The organism is Desulfosporosinus youngiae DSM 17734 (assembly GCF_000244895.1).
Taxonomy (GTDB): Bacteria; Bacillota; Desulfitobacteriia; order Desulfitobacteriales; family Desulfitobacteriaceae; genus Desulfosporosinus; species Desulfosporosinus youngiae.
This window is the reverse complement of sequence record NZ_CM001441.1, coordinates 3281265-3295177: the sequence shown is the minus strand read 5'-3', so window position 1 is coordinate 3295177 and position 13913 is coordinate 3281265. Positions and strand designations below refer to the sequence as shown.

Sequence of the window (13913 nt, the reverse complement as noted above, 5' to 3'; positions counted from 1 at the left end):
GGAACATAAAACTATCCTCTGTGGCTTCAAATGTGTTGGGTGTATCTGGGCGAAACATGTTGGAAGCTATGATTAAAGGAGAGGAAGACACTTCTGTTTTAGCGGATTTTGCTCTAAAGAAACTAAAGGATAAAAAGGAAGATTTGAAACTTGCGCTAGAAGGATTACTTGGAGCCCATCAATTATTCATGCTTGAGAAGCAATTAGCTCATATCGATTACCTCAATGAACTAATTAGTAAATTGGACGAAGAAATTGAGAAACGTATGACCCCTTTTGCGGAAGAACTGAAGTTATTGGATTCTATACCCGGAGTTGGAAAAAGAACTGCTGAACAAATTATTGCTGAAGTTGGTACAGATATGTCACGATTTCCTACACCCGGACACTTATGTTCGTGGGCAGGGATGACTCCAGGTCATGATGAAAGCGCAGGAAAAAAAAGTCCACAAAGACGCGTAAAGGAAATAAGAAGCTTCGAAGCGCCCTTACCGAGGCAGCAAAAGCGGCTGCTCGTAAAAAAAATAACTACTTATCGGCACAATATCATCGGATAGCAGCCCGACGTGGAAAAAATAAGGCTTCGATAGCTGTAGGACATACAATCTTGTCTCTTGTACATATCTTGTTAACGCGAAAACAAGAATATGTGGATCTAGGCTACAATTATTTTGATGAACGTAAAAAAGATAGTTTGATTAAAAATTCGATCAAAAAATTGGAGTCACTGGGTTTAGTGGTAAGTGTTCAAGAACAAATAGCATAAATGTATTCAAAACGATTTACACAGATCGAAAAATAGCCCGGGTAAACTTGGTTTCTAACGTCTTAACCATTGTGCTTACACTAATTATTTTTTTGTAATGATAACCCAGGGTTTATTTTAGTATTGTCATTTTCGTAAAACGTGCACTTAGTCCAACTTTTTGAATTTTCAGGGCAGAAAGAAACGTTTTTTGGAAAGTTGGTCCATTCACGAACTCAGCAGACAACTGAAGATTTCCGGGCAAAAAGAAAAGAGACTCGTTAAGTCTCTTAAATAAATTCGTATTCGCCGTTCTCTATTTCTTTTCTTGCTCGTTCAAACATTTTTTTGTCATACTCGGTTGCTACTACTTCAATGTTTTCAGATATCAGTTTCAATAGTTTTTCTGCATCCTCGTCGGAGATGCTTTTTAAAATTTGTTTGATCTGTTTTTTTGCATTCAAGATAGTATAACCTCCCAAGGTCTAGTTCTTAGGTCATATTAATGGCATTATATCACACTCCTCCCCTAGGAAACCTTTATCCATGTCAGTTTTAGTTATTTTACTCTTAAATATGTAGGTCTTGGTCCCTCCTTAAAGTATCATGGTTAAAATACTAACAAACGTAATATAATATTTTATACAAAATCATTGACACATAGTGTAATAAATGTTACCATTAATGCATAAGGTAATATTTTACATATTTGGAGGATGGAGATAGATGGAAATCAAAATTACAAACAATTTAGAAAGGAAAATTGATGAGCTTAGAAACAATACTGGGGTCACTAAAAAATGGATCGCTTCACAGATGGGTATGAGCCAGCAAAGGTTATATTATCTTTTTAAGGCTGATAATATGATGCTCGACCTTGCAATAAAATTTGCTGTGTTCCTAAAATGTGACATCACTGATATATTTGAGTACGAAGTAATTGATTAGATTCGTTAAATTTATTAATAATATACAATAAAAATATTAAACAATATCGTTGACATTTTTTCAGAAATCCCCTATACTAAGATTGAGGAGAGCGAGGGCAATCCGACATCAAAAGTAGAGAGGGGATTTTTATTATGGAAAAAAATTTTGTGATCATTGATAGCGAAGGAAGATTCAATGGAGGAATTATTATTTATAAGGATATCAATTCCAAGGAAACAAGTTTTGAATACTATTCCAATAAACAACCAATTCGCAGTAATATGTTTGAATACAATGCTAAAATTGAACTTCAAAGACTCCAGGAGCTTAACAATTTAGCTGGCTATGACTTAACTTTTGAGGTGACAGAAATCCACCTCGAAAAAATGATTCCCGGCAACACAGCCCCAAGTTCAAACTTTTCAATAAAATCTATACCCATTCCCAAAGGGAAACTAACTGCAACCCGAAAGGCCGTGAATGATATCTACAAAAAATATAAATCGATGGCTAAAGAGAGAATAGCGTAATGGGTATGGTTATGGGAAAGGTTTATAATTTTCCTATTAAGGAGTTAAGTTTAGAGGATATAGGCATAGATGAATCTGAGCCTGTTTTTACCTGGACTGAGGAAGAAATTATTAAAGCCTATGAAGAAAATTTTGAGTATGAAAAAGACGAATACTATTACAATTGGTTAATGAGACAAGAGCAGGAGGAAGCTGAGAAACGGCAAAAAGAAAAAGCTTGTGTTGTGTGCAAGCTTCTCCAGAAAATCAATTCAATATTTAAATAACCAAACCCACCTGATGATGGCCCTTTGGAAAGGCCGAAACCAATGATCCGGTGAATTTACCGGGGAGGTCGTGGGGTTCCACTACGAGCTAGTTTCATGAAGCTGGCCTTAACATATATTGATATTCCTGATCTTTTAAAAATTAATCTGATAGGCAACACAATTCGGTATCCTGGTTAGCGACCACGGGCACACACCGAACGAAGAAGGGAAAGCAGCAAATATTTTAGCAGAATAAGTTAATCTTAGTTCAGGCAGAAACTTATAAATCAAACTAAAAACCTTCGCCGGAAGTTGCGAAGGTAGGAGATTCCTTATAATTTTTTTATATAAAAAATATTTCTTGACTTACCAATTAAAACCATGATATTCTATCTATACGACTAAAGGTATGGGATGCACAAAAACCGCTCACCTATACAGGTAGCGTTTCGTTTCTTCAAAACCTTTATGTCTAATTTTCAAATTAAAGGGGTGATGATATACATGTCTGTGACTTTCTAAACACATATGTATTTTCGGGGAGTATCAAGTGAATATTACATTTCAATATTGTGTTAGATTCGATAGACCTAGTATAACCCACCACAACAAAAAATAAAAGTCCTTTTTAAGAAAAAATCAATAAAAGTTTAGTTTTTCCCTTGACGTAGGGGAGAAGAAGACTTAAATATCGCACCCTACAAAGGGTACATACTTTTGAGGATCGAGTAAACCAAAAATAAGAGTAAAAATAATAAACTAAGAAAGAAGAGGAATTAATAATGAGAGCAAATTTACTGTCAATATTATCTAATTTTACAGTTGAAGAGATTGAGTTTTTAATCGAATACCATAATGCACTTGGCATGATTAATAACATGGAAGAAATAATGAAAATTAAAGAGCGTGAAGAAAAGCTTAGTGGATTAACGTGGGCAATATTTAGTTCTAATCTTGAAGCCTCCCATAAAGAAAGTATTGTTGAAGACTTTATTAAAAAGAATATAAGTGAAAGAGATTTCTTTTTGCTAACAATTGCAATATGCGAAGAAAATCCAGAAGTAGCATCCTACATATCAACCCCTTATGGATGTTAGCGTATATAGTCCAGAGTATTTCTTTGTGACTTGTGCGAAATTTAATAAGAAGGAGGAAGTGCATATATGTTACTAAGAAACAGAAGTAGTCCTGGATTTTTGTCTAGCTAAAATGAAGGTAATAAAAACCAAAAATTAAGGAGGCAAGATAATAATGGATAAATTCGAAAACGCATTACTTAAACAATTGGATGGTCAGAAAACTTCTAGAGATTGTATGGTGTGTAATAGGAAGACTGATTTTATTTTCAATAAAGACGGAACCATTACATGCACAAAATGTAAAACTAAAATTAAGGTTGATTTGACTGATGCGGTTAAGGGGTTGAAAAAATTAGGTGTGTCCGTTGATTAACCCTTGGGGACTAAACATAAGCACAATAAAAAATAAGAAAGAGAGAGTGAATTAATAATGGAAATAAATGAACAAAATTTTGAAAACGGTATCCTGATAACCCCAGAAATGGAAATGGAGACTCAAAACACAATTAAGACTGAGCCAAATGAAAATATAATAAATGAGCAATCTGGAGGGGAATCAAGATATATAAATTTTAGTCAAGCGTTAGCAAATCTGAAAATTGGTGAAATATTAACAAGAAAAGCATTGGTAGGCAAAATGATCAAGATGGAAAGCAATCAATTTGTATTATGGAGTAATAATTTATTCAATAAACCTACTTATAATTTCACGAACGAAGATATAATGGCTGAAGACTGGGAAGTAATTGACCCGGATGACATTAAAGTGTTCAATTTATCAGTTAATCAGCTAAAAGACCTTGGAGTAAGTGAAACTGATATAGATAAGTTGAATGTATTAAAGAATACACCCTCGTTACCAGAGCATTTAACTAATCTCCTTAAAGATAAGGATATAAAATTAGATATTTCCTCGATATTAGAAAATGTAAAAATTGTTAATACATTACCAAGTTATGAAACTCCTAAAATTCCATTTATCAAAAACTAATACTAATAATAACTATAAAATAAAAAAGGGCATAAAGGTAATTATGGCGCAGATTCAGAACTGTGCCTTCCAATCCCCCTATCACAAACAAGAAAAAGAAAAATTGAAATAGAAAGAAGGATTTAATAGATGTTAACCATTAAAAAGGAAAAGGAAATTATGTATTTTGCAAAGAGCAAGGTAAGAGAGCTTAGAAATATACTTGAATCAAAGGAAACCCAACAAAAATATAAAAATGTCAATTTTTACGGCTCAGTAGCCCTTCGATGAATAGGAATATTCAAACGCTAAGACTAATGAGTTATATGGAATCGGATAAAATAAACTCTCTCTTTTCAGAAATTAATCGTACTAAAGATAAATCATTATCGGCGAATATAAGGAGCATCAAGAAATTACTTAATTTAGGTGTCGATATCATGCTTAATCTATCCTACAAAGGGGAAGAAGTAACTGGAAGAATTAAAACAATAAAAGACAATGTGATTGAACTGATGGTTCGCTGTCAGCCAGAATTAATAACTCTCTCTACAATAAGAATTGAAGATCCTTGGGTGATTAATAGCATTGATGGCGAAACTCCTATTAACTATATGTGGAACAATAGGAGGGAAGTAGTATGATGAATAATGTTTTGGATTTACGTGTGCAACGGAAAAGGCATGAGGCAGCATATGCGGTACAAGAGCACGATTATTCGAGATATGGTTTTAAAAGAGACTTTGGGAAGCTTAAAAGGGAGGATACAGAGGTAATTTTGATTCTCTTGACCGGGGTGTATTTGTCAACCTAAAAGTTGACCACCTTGATAACTTAAAAGTTGACCTACCCTGGCAAAAAAAATTAGCGTTAAATACATACGAATGTTAATGACATATTCTTCTTTTGGAGAGAGTGCGCGTGTAAAATCGAAGTGAGGACGTAGTCCGAATGAAGATTTTACACGCGCCGCGAAAAATTCAGCCTCTATCACCAAGGAGAAAGTAAGTTATCCGCCGGAGTAACCCTAGGCTACTAAGCCACCTATCCACAGACAAGACCAAATCAATCTTTGGGGTTACGCATAAACCACTCGCTTATTCCCTTGTGGATAGAATGTACATACCGTTTCGTTCATAGTAATGGAATCCATTTGAGTGTAACAGCCATGACAAGGAAATGAAGGACCATCTAATTGGTCCGGGTCCTCATAAACCCACATGATCTCACCGCATTCGCCACAATGCAGTTCATACGCCTGCTCAAGCTTCTCTTCTTCTACCATCTGAAAGAGTATAGTTTGAATCATTTCCACTTCACAATGCAGCATGCGGGCTATTTCTGCAGGATAAATTGCCGGTACATTATTTTTGAGCAGTATTTGAATTAGATTTTTAAGGTCGCGGTTGAATCGATTCACGTAATTTCCTCCATTTTAACGTATTCAAGCTGGATTAAGATAGGCTTATCTGTTGCCACTAGACGTTCTCACATGCTCACGCTATAAATAGTCGTTGGATGCAACACGAAGGGAGTTTCCTGAACAATGACATACCAGTTAGCATCTAACTCCAATTGGCATGAAAACGTGGTTTTTCCTATATGCAACAGAAAGGATTCTCCACAGTGTAAGGGATACATCCGCTCATTTAATTTGACACACCACTGGTCTTGCTCACGGTTGTAGTGAATCGTCGTCTTTCTACTCACCACTTCACACCTCCTCTGAGCGGCTTAAGCGCTCACGGAATCGGTGTGATTCGCCATCAAACACAAGGATGTGAGAATGGTGGGTCAGTCGATCCAATAGTGCGGTGGTTAAAGCGGGATCTCCAAACACTTCGATCCAGCGGGAAAACTCCAAATTAGAGGTAATAATGAGGCTGCTTCGTTCATAACGCTGAGAAATAAACTGGAAGAGAAGCTTGCCGCCTTCTCCCAAAGGGATATACCCAAGTTCATCAAGAATCACGACATCATATTTGTTCCAGGTTTTCAGATAACGGGGAAGACGGTATTCCGATTCCGCTTGCTGCAACTCCTGGATGAGTTGCATAACCGGTGTAAAACGCACCCGATACCCCTGACGCATAACCTCTATCCCAAGAGCAATGGCTATGTGGCTTTTACCAGTTCCAGATTTTCCGATGCAAAGAACGTTTTCGTGGTGACCGACAAAATCTCCCCCGGCAAGCTGTTCTACCTTCATTTTTGGCAGTTTAGGGATCTTTGTAAATTGAAATTCTTGCAGTGTTTTAAGGACCGGAAATTTGGCCTGCCTAAGTAAGGCTAATTGTTTTTGCTCTTGTTTTCGGGCAACCTCATATTCCAAGCAAGCTGCCAAGAAGCTTAAGTGATCTGAATTCCGTTCAAGAGCATCGCGAACAATGTCTCGATAGTATTGAGCAAGTCCCGGCAACCGTAGTTGCCCACAGGCCAGCTCTATCCGCGCTTCAATAATGGCAGAGGCATCCATTAGATCACCTCCGCTAGAAGTTGATCGTATTTCGTCGCATCATCAATGGTCGTGATGGCTTCTGAATAGACTTGGGGTTGAACATTATCTCCTGATACTATTTGGCGGATAGTATCCGCTGTGATCGTAGATTCACCCAGCAATTCCAACGCTGTGGTCAGTTCGGCAACGGAATAGTCACGCAGCAGAAGCAGAACTTCAAGAAAGTCTTTGTAGCCGCGGCTATGGACCCCGACCATTCGTTCACGTAAACGTCCAAACACTGCCGGGAGCTGCCTCACCACTTTAGCATGGGTGACGGCATGAGGTTTGTGCTGAAGCACGGGTAGGTAATGCAAGATTTCAAGGATAGCTTCACCTCGGGCATAACAGCGAGGATGTGTTGCTACAATTTGGCTAAGATGGATGATGTCTACACGATCCACATACGCTTTGGCTAGAAGCACTTGGCCAGTATACTGGCATGGAACGGAATACTTGTTACGATCGACCGTAACTAAAGCATAAGAATCCACTTTAACGGGTTTTGGCCGTGCAGCGGAGAAGGAGGTGACGGGAAGCGGACGCAGAGCTTTTTGTTCTTCAAGCCATTGATCCATATGCTTCTCTTTCTCTTTTTGGCACCAAGAAAGCAGATGAGCATTCAATTCATCCCATGTCTGAAACGATGGAACTGGAACTAAAGCGCGTTTACGTACATATTTAACAAGAGATTCAACGCTGCCCTTTTCGTTTCCACGACCAGGTCGGGCAAATAAGCTGTTAAAGAGATAGTGAGCCCTCAGACTGGAAAACCAAGTGTGTTCTTCTCGTTCGGGACCTTCAAGGATTTTAACGACCTGAGTAGAGGCATTGTCATACAAGCCTTCTTTACAAACACCTCCAAAATATGCGAAGGCACGATTATGGCCTTCAAGAAAAGCTTCAAGACGTTGGGTTGGGAAAGCGATAACAAACGGTACGCTGCTGTGCTTTAAGCGCATACAGAATAACAAAACTTTCACAAGCTTATTTTTTAAATAGATTTGGGCTTCCCCGAAATCGATCTGCATTTGTTCGCCTGGTGCGGCTTCGAGCAAAAGAAAACACTCATTCTTTACATCTTTTAAACTGCGCACGTAGCGTCGGACCGTTGATTCTCCGCCTTTGAATCCATATTCATCATGAAGTCGTTCATAAATACGAGCTGAGGTATGCCGCTGCTTTGGTGGAGCATTTGTATCCATTTCTAAGATGTTTTCTATGACGTCTCGATAAGGATCCATGACCGGACTGGGTTTAGGCTTTTTTCGATGGTACTTCGGTATTTCACCATCCTTTAGCATTTTCCTTACGGTTTGCCTGGAAATCTTCAGTTGTCTACTGAGTTCTCGGATTGACCATCCTTCCAAAAAATGTTTCTTTCTGATATACTCTTTGTCGACCATTCTAAGCATTCCTTCCTCCTGTTTTGCTGATTCTTGGACAAATCGAGCATAACAGGTTAGGGCTCAGGGTGGTCAACTTTTTTGTTAGCAAACCATGTCTAAGTGGTACACTTTTATGTTAGCAGATACATAAATAGCGAATTTAGAATTAAACATTTTGAAACTAGTAAAATTATTGATGGCAAAAAGAAGAATTTTAAGGATGCTTGGAAAATTCAAAGATTATCAGATCAATGACCTACCCCCCTAAAATGTGAAAAATCTATTATATAAATAAATCACATTTTAGGGGGGTAGAAAAACAAAAACATAAAAATTAATGGTCTTTCGCCACGGTGGCGAAAGATAAACAACAATTCAGTCATTTTCTTAGTGAAGGCGACGAGAGGAAGCCTGAACTTAGAAAATGCTAATTGTTGTGTTGTCGAATGCCATAGGCTAAAGTTATAAAAGTTATAAATGAAAGAATACAGGACGCTTGCCGGCGGGGCATGTATGTCGGGGTGCAGTGGCCCCCGCCATCCATAATAATGATTTATTTGTTTATTAGGGTGAGACTTAATTGTTGCTCCCTTTTTATGTTTTCACCAGATGAAAATAATAAAAGGAAAGGATAATGATGGAATGAATGATTGGGGTTTACCAGATTACTAACAATATAAATAATAAGGTTTACATAGGAAGAAGTAATGATATTGAAAGGCGCTGGAAGGATCATATCCGGCAATTAAATAAAGGAACTCATAATAATCAAGGATTACAAAATGATTGGAATAAATATGGTGAAGGGAACTTTGCCTTTGAAATTATCAAACTATGTGATGAAAAGGAATTGAAGTATGAAGAGTTAGATCAGATATTTACAGCATGGCATGAACTTTATAATGTCCCCAGTATCAAGGACAATATTGTTTATTTGGTCAGCAATTATTTAAAAAGTCTCAATGCTGACTTTGAGATTGACCATAAATCTAGTGATTGTGCGAATAAACAACCGTTGAATTTTAATGTGTTTGCTTTGTCCAATGAGGAAGAATTATATTTATCTTTAAGGAATAAGGACTTTATCAAGAGTGAAGAAGATGAAGATAAGTATAAGAAATCCAGTGATATTAAGCAGGATTATGTTTTAAGTAAAGATGGTGACTTAATTGAAGTTGAATATGGTCATTCAGAAGATGGTCGAATTTGTTACGATATTAATTAAATTGGTTATTAGCCCCTTCAGTAAGGGCTTTTAATATTTCAAGACATTATTATTAAATGCGGCAGTTTACCCTTTCTTGAGGACGAGCCCCTCACCCTCCTTACCAAATCCGGAAAAAGGGCGTACCTATGGACGTATCATAGGTATTGGTGCATTGAGTGATTAGCAAACACTTGATGCACCAATATTATTTTTTGCTAGTGTGGAGATAGAAGAATATGGTATAATTAACTCGTCAATAATCTCAAACGGGGTGATATTGATGGGTAAAAAATATGTTTATGTGTTTTCCAATCTTGCTCGTGAAGTATTGGAAAGAAGGTACTTAAAGGAAATCGACGAGATTAATTCTGTATTAAGTGAGATTACAGATGTAAAGGAAATTGACCAGGAAACATTATCTAGAATTATTGAACTTGAGACGAAGAGAAAGCGACTCAAAAAACTCTTAAGAGATTATAGGAAACTAGACATCATAAGGGCAAGGGTTGCTATTATCAAAGCTAAATCGTTTATTAAGCGAATGTTTGATTCACTAGGAGAGTTTAGCAAAAAAGCGGTAGCTATTTATGGAATATGTAGAATCATTTTAGACATAGTTGAACAAGTGAAGCAATTGGTACATAAGAAAAAGAGCCGGAATGGCTCTTTTTTATTTGGATGACAATTGGGTTTTATAAAGGAGATGCAAAAGATGGACATTAAGCAATATAGCGATTTGTTAAACGAGATGGAAAATAGGTACGGCGGGAATTTAGATTATGAGAAATTATCCGATGGTGACAAGGTTGTTTATAAAGAGATTATCCAGCAATACATAAAGTATTTTGATTTTATCATCAGATGTATTGAGCAGTGGGAAGAAGTATATGGCAAGGCAGAAAATAGATTAGTTTTGCATTAATTAAGAAGGAGTTGCGGATTTGCAAGAAATTACCAAACAAGAAATGGATTTTTTAATAGATAAGGGCATTTTAAAGTGCGTTAGAGGTAAATATAGAGGTTTGATCACAGGCAGTGGACAAAAATCTGGAAGAGCTAAGTCCAGGTGGGTCGAGGAGCCAATATATCTGAGGATGTTGCAAATGCAAGAAAATAGAAAAGGGAGAATTAAAGTATGAGTGAGCTTGGGAATGAAGTCGTTGTTGAGGAAAAGGGTAAAAAGAAAAGGGTTAGCACAGAGGATAAATTACAAATGCTTTTGGATAAACAATTCGAGCGTATAGAGCAACTAATGGATGAAAAGCTTAATAAATTGTTGTTAAAAATGGATAGCAAATTGGAATATTCTCAACTAAGGATTTGGAAGTCCTTTGAGGCAGAATTCAAGAGGTATTTAGCCGGTTATTGCAATGAGAATTGTCAGTAACGAGCATTGATTGTAAAAATTTTAAAATAAAGGAGATTGTGAAATAAATGGAAAAATTGAATTATGATAATGGGGATTCTAATTTTGTGGCTTACTTAGCATATTTGGGTTATAAAGGTGAGGCCAAAGTGGTTGAAAATAAATATAAAAAACCTCATGTTATTTTCTCGTTTGAGGAGGATCAGGAGAAATTCGGGCATATTTACCATGAATATAAGTTTGATGAGGTTAAGTTAAACCTCTCTAAGTACAGCAGATTCAAAGATGAGACTTTTAGGAGAGTTAAGGATACCCTTAGGGATTATTATCAAGATAAGGAATTGAGGTAAATAAAAAAGTCCTGGGACGTTAAAAAATGGGTAGGTAAAGGGGCAAATTGATTCGGCGCTGGAGAAGGCAATGCTTAATAAGAAAAGTTTAATTTTCCCCTATTAAAATTCAAAGGGAATTGCTTGGAAGATATTGAATATAAGGTAGGGGGTGTTAAAGATGAGTGGATGGAATTTTAGGAAGTCACAAAAATTGATTGGTGGGCTACGGCTAAATTATAGTTCTAAAGGTGGATTAGGAATTAGTGCAGGTGTCAAAGGAGCAAGGGTAAGTGTTAATCAAAAAGAGGTTAGGACTACTCTATCTATACCTGGAACGGGAATAATTAAACAAGATCGACATACTTTAAATCCTAAGATGAGAGCGAAAAAAGTTAATCGTTCCAAGAAAGTCGAACAACAAATTGCTCCGGTTGTTAATGATTCTTCTTTAAAATATGGTCAGTTTTTGTTATCTGACTATCAGTCAAATAATGAATCAATAGACGAATATATTGGTTGTAAAGGATCTATAGAAATTCAAGAAGATAGCATAATTTTTAATGGGGAGATAAATGAGTATGGGTTATCAGATGGATTTAGTTATCAAGGAATTCATTGGACTGAAACGGCTGTATCATATGATCATGAACCGTGTTTGGTTAAAGTTGGATTTATTCAGAAATTAACTCAAACGAAACTAGTTCTGTATTTTAAGTGTAACAAGGAGACAGCTATTGCTACTCATCGAAAATTAAAAGAGATTATTGAGAAAAGAAATAAGAAAAGCTGTTTTGTAGCAACAACTGTTTATGGAGATCCCAACTGCTTGCCGGTTATGAAGTTAAGAAACTGGAGAGATTCTTTCTTAGCTAAAACAAATTTTGGAAAGTGGTTCATAAAAGTATATTATCAAAAAGGTTTTATTTGGGCTGATTTTGTGGGTAAACATAAGATCCTCAAAGGGGTTATTAAGAAGAGTTTAAATATCTTTACATACTTTTTGCCTTAAGAATATCTTTATCAGTCTTTTAGTTTAGAGTAGAGAATGGGGAATACAAATTTATTTAATAAGCAAGATGTGAGACCTGTCAATGATGATGGGTCTTTTATTTAGAATTGTTTTAAGTTAGTTTAGATTATCTAAAATATGGAGGTGATAAAATGGCACAAGGAGATAGATTTAAAACTCCTGAAAATATCGAACGATTTGTAACAATGGTTCTATTAGGTTGTGATAGAGTTGATATTCAAAATGAGATCGGCATTAAAAGAGCAACTTATTATGTTTGGATGAATGATCCTATTATAATTGCTGAGTTGGATTCCCGTAGAGCTGAAATAAAAGACCAGGGATTAGCCTTTATTAAGGGACGTTACAAGAGATATCTGGAGAACATTGATAAGCTTTGTAATGATACGACAGACCGTCGAACATGTTTAGCAGCTAACCAGTTTATGGTCGAGAAGATGGATGGTAAAAATACTGCCAAGCTAGAAGTATCCGACAACAAAGAAGACACCAATCAAGTTGATGTCCTAGAAAATATTGATAAGTTTATGGAAGAGGAAGAATCATCGTTGCGCATTGTTCGTTAAAAGTTAAATGCTTTGGATACCATTTCAGCCATCTCACTTGAATTAGGATTGGCATAGCGGCGAGTTGTGTTAAGGTCACGATGCCCAGCTAATTGAGCAATGGTAAAAGGATCTACTTTATCCCTGGCAAGGATTGAGCAAAAAGTATGCCGGAGCAGGTGAGGATTTATGCCATATTTATTTAAGATCGTTTGAACCATGCGGATAGATATTCTTTGATTCCTGCCGGATATAAATAGGGCTTCCTCATTATCGGTACGGGATTCAAGATACTTCTTAATGTACTTGAATTTTTTGGAGTCGAGATAAGCCTTCTTGACTTCATTGTTTTTGGTTTCATAAACAGTAATGGTATAGATACCTTTGTGATATTTAATGTCATCTCTATCAAGGGAAACTAATTCGCTAACCCTAAAGCCAGAATAGATAAGTAGGTCAATGATTGCTTGATTTCTCAGTTTATTAGGATTATGGTCATTGGCAACTTTGAGTCGAAGAGAAGTTACTTCATCTTTACATAAACCTTTACTTGGTTGTTTAGAGATATGGGGAATCTTAGGGATGTCAATCTCTTGTACGGCTTCAAGTTGTTTTGACCAATGACAAAATGTAGCAATACTAGCCAAAGTTCTGTTCTTAGTGGCCGGGGAAGAAGGTTGACCATCCTTAGTTTTCATTTGATCAAGGTATGTTTGGACTACCATATCATTAAGGCGGTCAAGGGATACGTTATACTTGTTGATATATTGTTCGAATAGGAATAAATCTCTTTCATATGCTTTGCGGGTATTAGGAGATTTCTTTAAAACTTTGGGTGAGTTAAGAAAATCATTCAAGGTTTGTGACATGGGTCAGCACTCCTTCATTAGTTATACGCAATCAAGAGTATTGCTTTAGTCATTGAATATGTACTGAAAAGGATTTATTTATAAGCAAATTATATGTTTTTATTGCGTATAAGTCAAGTTAAATGCAATTGATATGGGGTCTGCTTTTTCATATTTTTCATGATCATTGTTGCTTAT

Annotated in this window: 23 protein-coding genes and 1 pseudogene; 18 read left to right on the top strand and 6 right to left on the bottom strand. The window is 36.4% G+C overall.

Annotated features, from left to right (window positions below):
- Positions 1 to 56: 56 nt before the first annotated feature.
- Positions 57 to 766 (top strand): annotated as a pseudogene (locus tag DESYODRAFT_RS29255) (transposase).
- A gap of 269 nt (positions 767 to 1035) precedes the next feature.
- Here DESYODRAFT_RS29255 and DESYODRAFT_RS28270 read toward each other — a convergent pair.
- Entirely contained in the window at positions 1036 to 1209 is a 174-nt protein-coding gene (locus DESYODRAFT_RS28270; protein WP_007784482.1) for a hypothetical protein, read from the bottom strand.
- Positions 1210 to 1471: 262 nt separating this feature from the next.
- On the opposite strand from DESYODRAFT_RS28270, the gene DESYODRAFT_RS15280 reads away from it, so the two are divergent.
- The 9 genes from DESYODRAFT_RS15280 to DESYODRAFT_RS28260 all read left to right on the top strand — a co-directional run bounded on the left by DESYODRAFT_RS15280 (position 1472) and on the right by DESYODRAFT_RS28260 (position 5316).
- Positions 1472 to 1693, top strand: coding sequence for a helix-turn-helix domain-containing protein (locus tag DESYODRAFT_RS15280; RefSeq protein ID WP_007784481.1), 222 nt, complete (start codon positions 1472 to 1474; stop codon positions 1691 to 1693).
- 134 nt (positions 1694 to 1827) lie between these two features.
- Positions 1828 to 2205, top strand: coding sequence for a hypothetical protein (locus DESYODRAFT_RS15275; RefSeq protein ID WP_007784479.1), 378 nt, complete (start codon positions 1828 to 1830; stop codon positions 2203 to 2205).
- Positions 2205 to 2471 carry a hypothetical protein gene (locus tag DESYODRAFT_RS15270; RefSeq protein ID WP_007784476.1) on the top strand — a complete coding sequence of 89 codons (267 nt, stop codon included), beginning with the start codon at positions 2205 to 2207 and terminating at the stop codon, positions 2469 to 2471. The genes DESYODRAFT_RS15275 and DESYODRAFT_RS15270 overlap by 1 nt, the downstream gene beginning before the upstream one ends.
- A 764-nt stretch (positions 2472 to 3235) precedes the next feature.
- Positions 3236 to 3550, top strand: coding sequence for a hypothetical protein (locus DESYODRAFT_RS15265; protein WP_007784474.1), 315 nt, complete (start codon positions 3236 to 3238; stop codon positions 3548 to 3550).
- Between the two features lie 154 nt (positions 3551 to 3704).
- Entirely contained in the window at positions 3705 to 3905 is a 201-nt protein-coding gene (locus DESYODRAFT_RS15260) for a hypothetical protein (RefSeq protein WP_007784473.1), read from the top strand.
- Positions 3906 to 3962: 57 nt separating this feature from the next.
- The gene (locus DESYODRAFT_RS15255; RefSeq protein ID WP_007784472.1) at positions 3963 to 4523 is read left to right on the top strand and encodes a hypothetical protein; all 561 of its coding nucleotides are present in this window, start codon (positions 3963 to 3965) and stop codon (positions 4521 to 4523) included.
- A gap of 129 nt (positions 4524 to 4652) precedes the next feature.
- The gene (locus DESYODRAFT_RS28265; RefSeq protein WP_007784471.1) at positions 4653 to 4793 is read left to right on the top strand and encodes a hypothetical protein; all 141 of its coding nucleotides are present in this window, start codon (positions 4653 to 4655) and stop codon (positions 4791 to 4793) included.
- 35 nt (positions 4794 to 4828) lie between these two features.
- A complete protein-coding gene (locus tag DESYODRAFT_RS15250) occupies positions 4829 to 5146 on the top strand; it encodes a hypothetical protein (RefSeq protein WP_157137188.1) in 318 nt (105 codons plus the stop codon).
- Positions 5143 to 5316 (top strand): hypothetical protein, encoded by a 174-nt coding sequence (locus DESYODRAFT_RS28260; protein WP_007784469.1) that lies wholly within the window; start codon positions 5143 to 5145, stop codon positions 5314 to 5316. The genes DESYODRAFT_RS15250 and DESYODRAFT_RS28260 overlap by 4 nt, the downstream gene beginning before the upstream one ends.
- 264 nt (positions 5317 to 5580) lie before the next feature.
- Here the strand turns inward: DESYODRAFT_RS28260 and DESYODRAFT_RS15245 are convergent, their stop codons facing one another.
- The 4 genes from DESYODRAFT_RS15245 to istA all read right to left on the bottom strand — a co-directional run bounded on the left by DESYODRAFT_RS15245 (position 5581) and on the right by istA (position 8414).
- The gene (locus DESYODRAFT_RS15245; RefSeq protein WP_007781996.1) at positions 5581 to 5922 is read right to left on the bottom strand and encodes a hypothetical protein; all 342 of its coding nucleotides are present in this window, start codon (positions 5920 to 5922) and stop codon (positions 5581 to 5583) included.
- A 68-nt stretch (positions 5923 to 5990) separates the two neighbouring features.
- Positions 5991 to 6212, bottom strand: a complete 222-nt coding sequence (locus DESYODRAFT_RS15240; protein ID WP_242833471.1) for a DUF5348 domain-containing protein — start codon at positions 6210 to 6212, stop codon at positions 5991 to 5993.
- A gap of 4 nt (positions 6213 to 6216) precedes the next feature.
- Positions 6217 to 6978, bottom strand: a complete 762-nt coding sequence (gene istB / locus DESYODRAFT_RS15235; RefSeq protein ID WP_007782005.1) for an IS21-like element helper ATPase IstB — start codon at positions 6976 to 6978, stop codon at positions 6217 to 6219.
- Positions 6978 to 8414 carry an IS21 family transposase gene (gene istA / locus DESYODRAFT_RS15230; RefSeq protein WP_007782006.1) on the bottom strand — a complete coding sequence of 479 codons (1437 nt, stop codon included), beginning with the start codon at positions 8412 to 8414 and terminating at the stop codon, positions 6978 to 6980. Before istA ends, istB begins: the two co-directional genes overlap by 1 nt.
- A gap of 619 nt (positions 8415 to 9033) precedes the next feature.
- Here istA and DESYODRAFT_RS26665 point away from each other — a divergent pair.
- From DESYODRAFT_RS26665 to DESYODRAFT_RS15190, 8 genes are all read left to right on the top strand, one after another.
- Entirely contained in the window at positions 9034 to 9612 is a 579-nt protein-coding gene (locus DESYODRAFT_RS26665; RefSeq protein ID WP_007784468.1) for a GIY-YIG nuclease family protein, read from the top strand.
- Between the two features lie 262 nt (positions 9613 to 9874).
- Positions 9875 to 10276 (top strand): hypothetical protein, encoded by a 402-nt coding sequence (locus tag DESYODRAFT_RS15220; protein ID WP_007784466.1) that lies wholly within the window; start codon positions 9875 to 9877, stop codon positions 10274 to 10276.
- Positions 10277 to 10306: 30 nt separating this feature from the next.
- The gene (locus DESYODRAFT_RS15215) at positions 10307 to 10516 is read left to right on the top strand and encodes a hypothetical protein (RefSeq protein ID WP_007784464.1); all 210 of its coding nucleotides are present in this window, start codon (positions 10307 to 10309) and stop codon (positions 10514 to 10516) included.
- Positions 10517 to 10535: 19 nt separating this feature from the next.
- Complete coding sequence (locus DESYODRAFT_RS15210; protein ID WP_007784463.1) at positions 10536 to 10733, top strand: hypothetical protein; 198 nt, start codon at positions 10536 to 10538, stop codon at positions 10731 to 10733.
- Entirely contained in the window at positions 10730 to 10981 is a 252-nt protein-coding gene (locus DESYODRAFT_RS15205; RefSeq protein WP_007784461.1) for a hypothetical protein, read from the top strand. Before DESYODRAFT_RS15210 ends, DESYODRAFT_RS15205 begins: the two co-directional genes overlap by 4 nt.
- 47 nt (positions 10982 to 11028) lie before the next feature.
- The gene (locus tag DESYODRAFT_RS15200) at positions 11029 to 11310 is read left to right on the top strand and encodes a hypothetical protein (RefSeq protein ID WP_007784459.1); all 282 of its coding nucleotides are present in this window, start codon (positions 11029 to 11031) and stop codon (positions 11308 to 11310) included.
- A 160-nt stretch (positions 11311 to 11470) separates the two neighbouring features.
- Complete coding sequence (locus DESYODRAFT_RS15195) at positions 11471 to 12301, top strand: DUF4236 domain-containing protein (protein WP_007784457.1); 831 nt, start codon at positions 11471 to 11473, stop codon at positions 12299 to 12301.
- A gap of 152 nt (positions 12302 to 12453) precedes the next feature.
- Complete coding sequence (locus tag DESYODRAFT_RS15190; protein ID WP_007784455.1) at positions 12454 to 12888, top strand: hypothetical protein; 435 nt, start codon at positions 12454 to 12456, stop codon at positions 12886 to 12888.
- On the opposite strand, the gene DESYODRAFT_RS15185 is transcribed toward DESYODRAFT_RS15190, so the two are convergent.
- Positions 12885 to 13736 (bottom strand): tyrosine-type recombinase/integrase, encoded by an 852-nt coding sequence (locus tag DESYODRAFT_RS15185; protein WP_007784454.1) that lies wholly within the window; start codon positions 13734 to 13736, stop codon positions 12885 to 12887. The two genes, DESYODRAFT_RS15190 and DESYODRAFT_RS15185, sit on opposite strands and share 4 nt — an antisense overlap.
- Between the last annotated feature and the right edge of the window lie 177 nt (positions 13737 to 13913).

What these genes read in the sequence shown, in the direction of transcription:
- DESYODRAFT_RS15255 (WP_007784472.1), top strand. Translation starts at nt 3,963, where the DNA reads ATGGAAATAAATGAACAAAATTTTGAAAACGGTATCCTGATAACCCCA.
- DESYODRAFT_RS26665 (WP_007784468.1), top strand. Translation starts at nt 9,034, where the DNA reads ATGATTGGGGTTTACCAGATTACTAACAATATAAATAATAAGGTTTAC.
- DESYODRAFT_RS15260 (WP_007784473.1), top strand. Translation starts at nt 3,705, where the DNA reads ATGGATAAATTCGAAAACGCATTACTTAAACAATTGGATGGTCAGAAA.
- DESYODRAFT_RS15200 (WP_007784459.1), top strand. Translation starts at nt 11,029, where the DNA reads ATGGAAAAATTGAATTATGATAATGGGGATTCTAATTTTGTGGCTTAC.
- DESYODRAFT_RS15280 (WP_007784481.1), top strand. Translation starts at nt 1,472, where the DNA reads ATGGAAATCAAAATTACAAACAATTTAGAAAGGAAAATTGATGAGCTT.
- DESYODRAFT_RS15205 (WP_007784461.1), top strand. Translation starts at nt 10,730, where the DNA reads ATGAGTGAGCTTGGGAATGAAGTCGTTGTTGAGGAAAAGGGTAAAAAG.
- istB (WP_007782005.1), bottom strand. Translation starts at nt 6,978, where the DNA reads ATGGATGCCTCTGCCATTATTGAAGCGCGGATAGAGCTGGCCTGTGGG.
- istA (WP_007782006.1), bottom strand. Translation starts at nt 8,414, where the DNA reads ATGCTTAGAATGGTCGACAAAGAGTATATCAGAAAGAAACATTTTTTG.
- DESYODRAFT_RS15250 (WP_157137188.1), top strand. Translation starts at nt 4,829, where the DNA reads ATGGAATCGGATAAAATAAACTCTCTCTTTTCAGAAATTAATCGTACT.
- DESYODRAFT_RS15185 (WP_007784454.1), bottom strand. Translation starts at nt 13,736, where the DNA reads ATGTCACAAACCTTGAATGATTTTCTTAACTCACCCAAAGTTTTAAAG.
- DESYODRAFT_RS28260 (WP_007784469.1), top strand. Translation starts at nt 5,143, where the DNA reads ATGATGAATAATGTTTTGGATTTACGTGTGCAACGGAAAAGGCATGAG.
- DESYODRAFT_RS15275 (WP_007784479.1), top strand. Translation starts at nt 1,828, where the DNA reads ATGGAAAAAAATTTTGTGATCATTGATAGCGAAGGAAGATTCAATGGA.
- DESYODRAFT_RS15215 (WP_007784464.1), top strand. Translation starts at nt 10,307, where the DNA reads ATGGACATTAAGCAATATAGCGATTTGTTAAACGAGATGGAAAATAGG.
- DESYODRAFT_RS15265 (WP_007784474.1), top strand. Translation starts at nt 3,236, where the DNA reads ATGAGAGCAAATTTACTGTCAATATTATCTAATTTTACAGTTGAAGAG.
- DESYODRAFT_RS15195 (WP_007784457.1), top strand. Translation starts at nt 11,471, where the DNA reads ATGAGTGGATGGAATTTTAGGAAGTCACAAAAATTGATTGGTGGGCTA.
- DESYODRAFT_RS28265 (WP_007784471.1), top strand. Translation starts at nt 4,653, where the DNA reads ATGTTAACCATTAAAAAGGAAAAGGAAATTATGTATTTTGCAAAGAGC.
- DESYODRAFT_RS15220 (WP_007784466.1), top strand. Translation starts at nt 9,875, where the DNA reads ATGGGTAAAAAATATGTTTATGTGTTTTCCAATCTTGCTCGTGAAGTA.
- DESYODRAFT_RS15270 (WP_007784476.1), top strand. Translation starts at nt 2,205, where the DNA reads ATGGGTATGGTTATGGGAAAGGTTTATAATTTTCCTATTAAGGAGTTA.
- DESYODRAFT_RS15190 (WP_007784455.1), top strand. Translation starts at nt 12,454, where the DNA reads ATGGCACAAGGAGATAGATTTAAAACTCCTGAAAATATCGAACGATTT.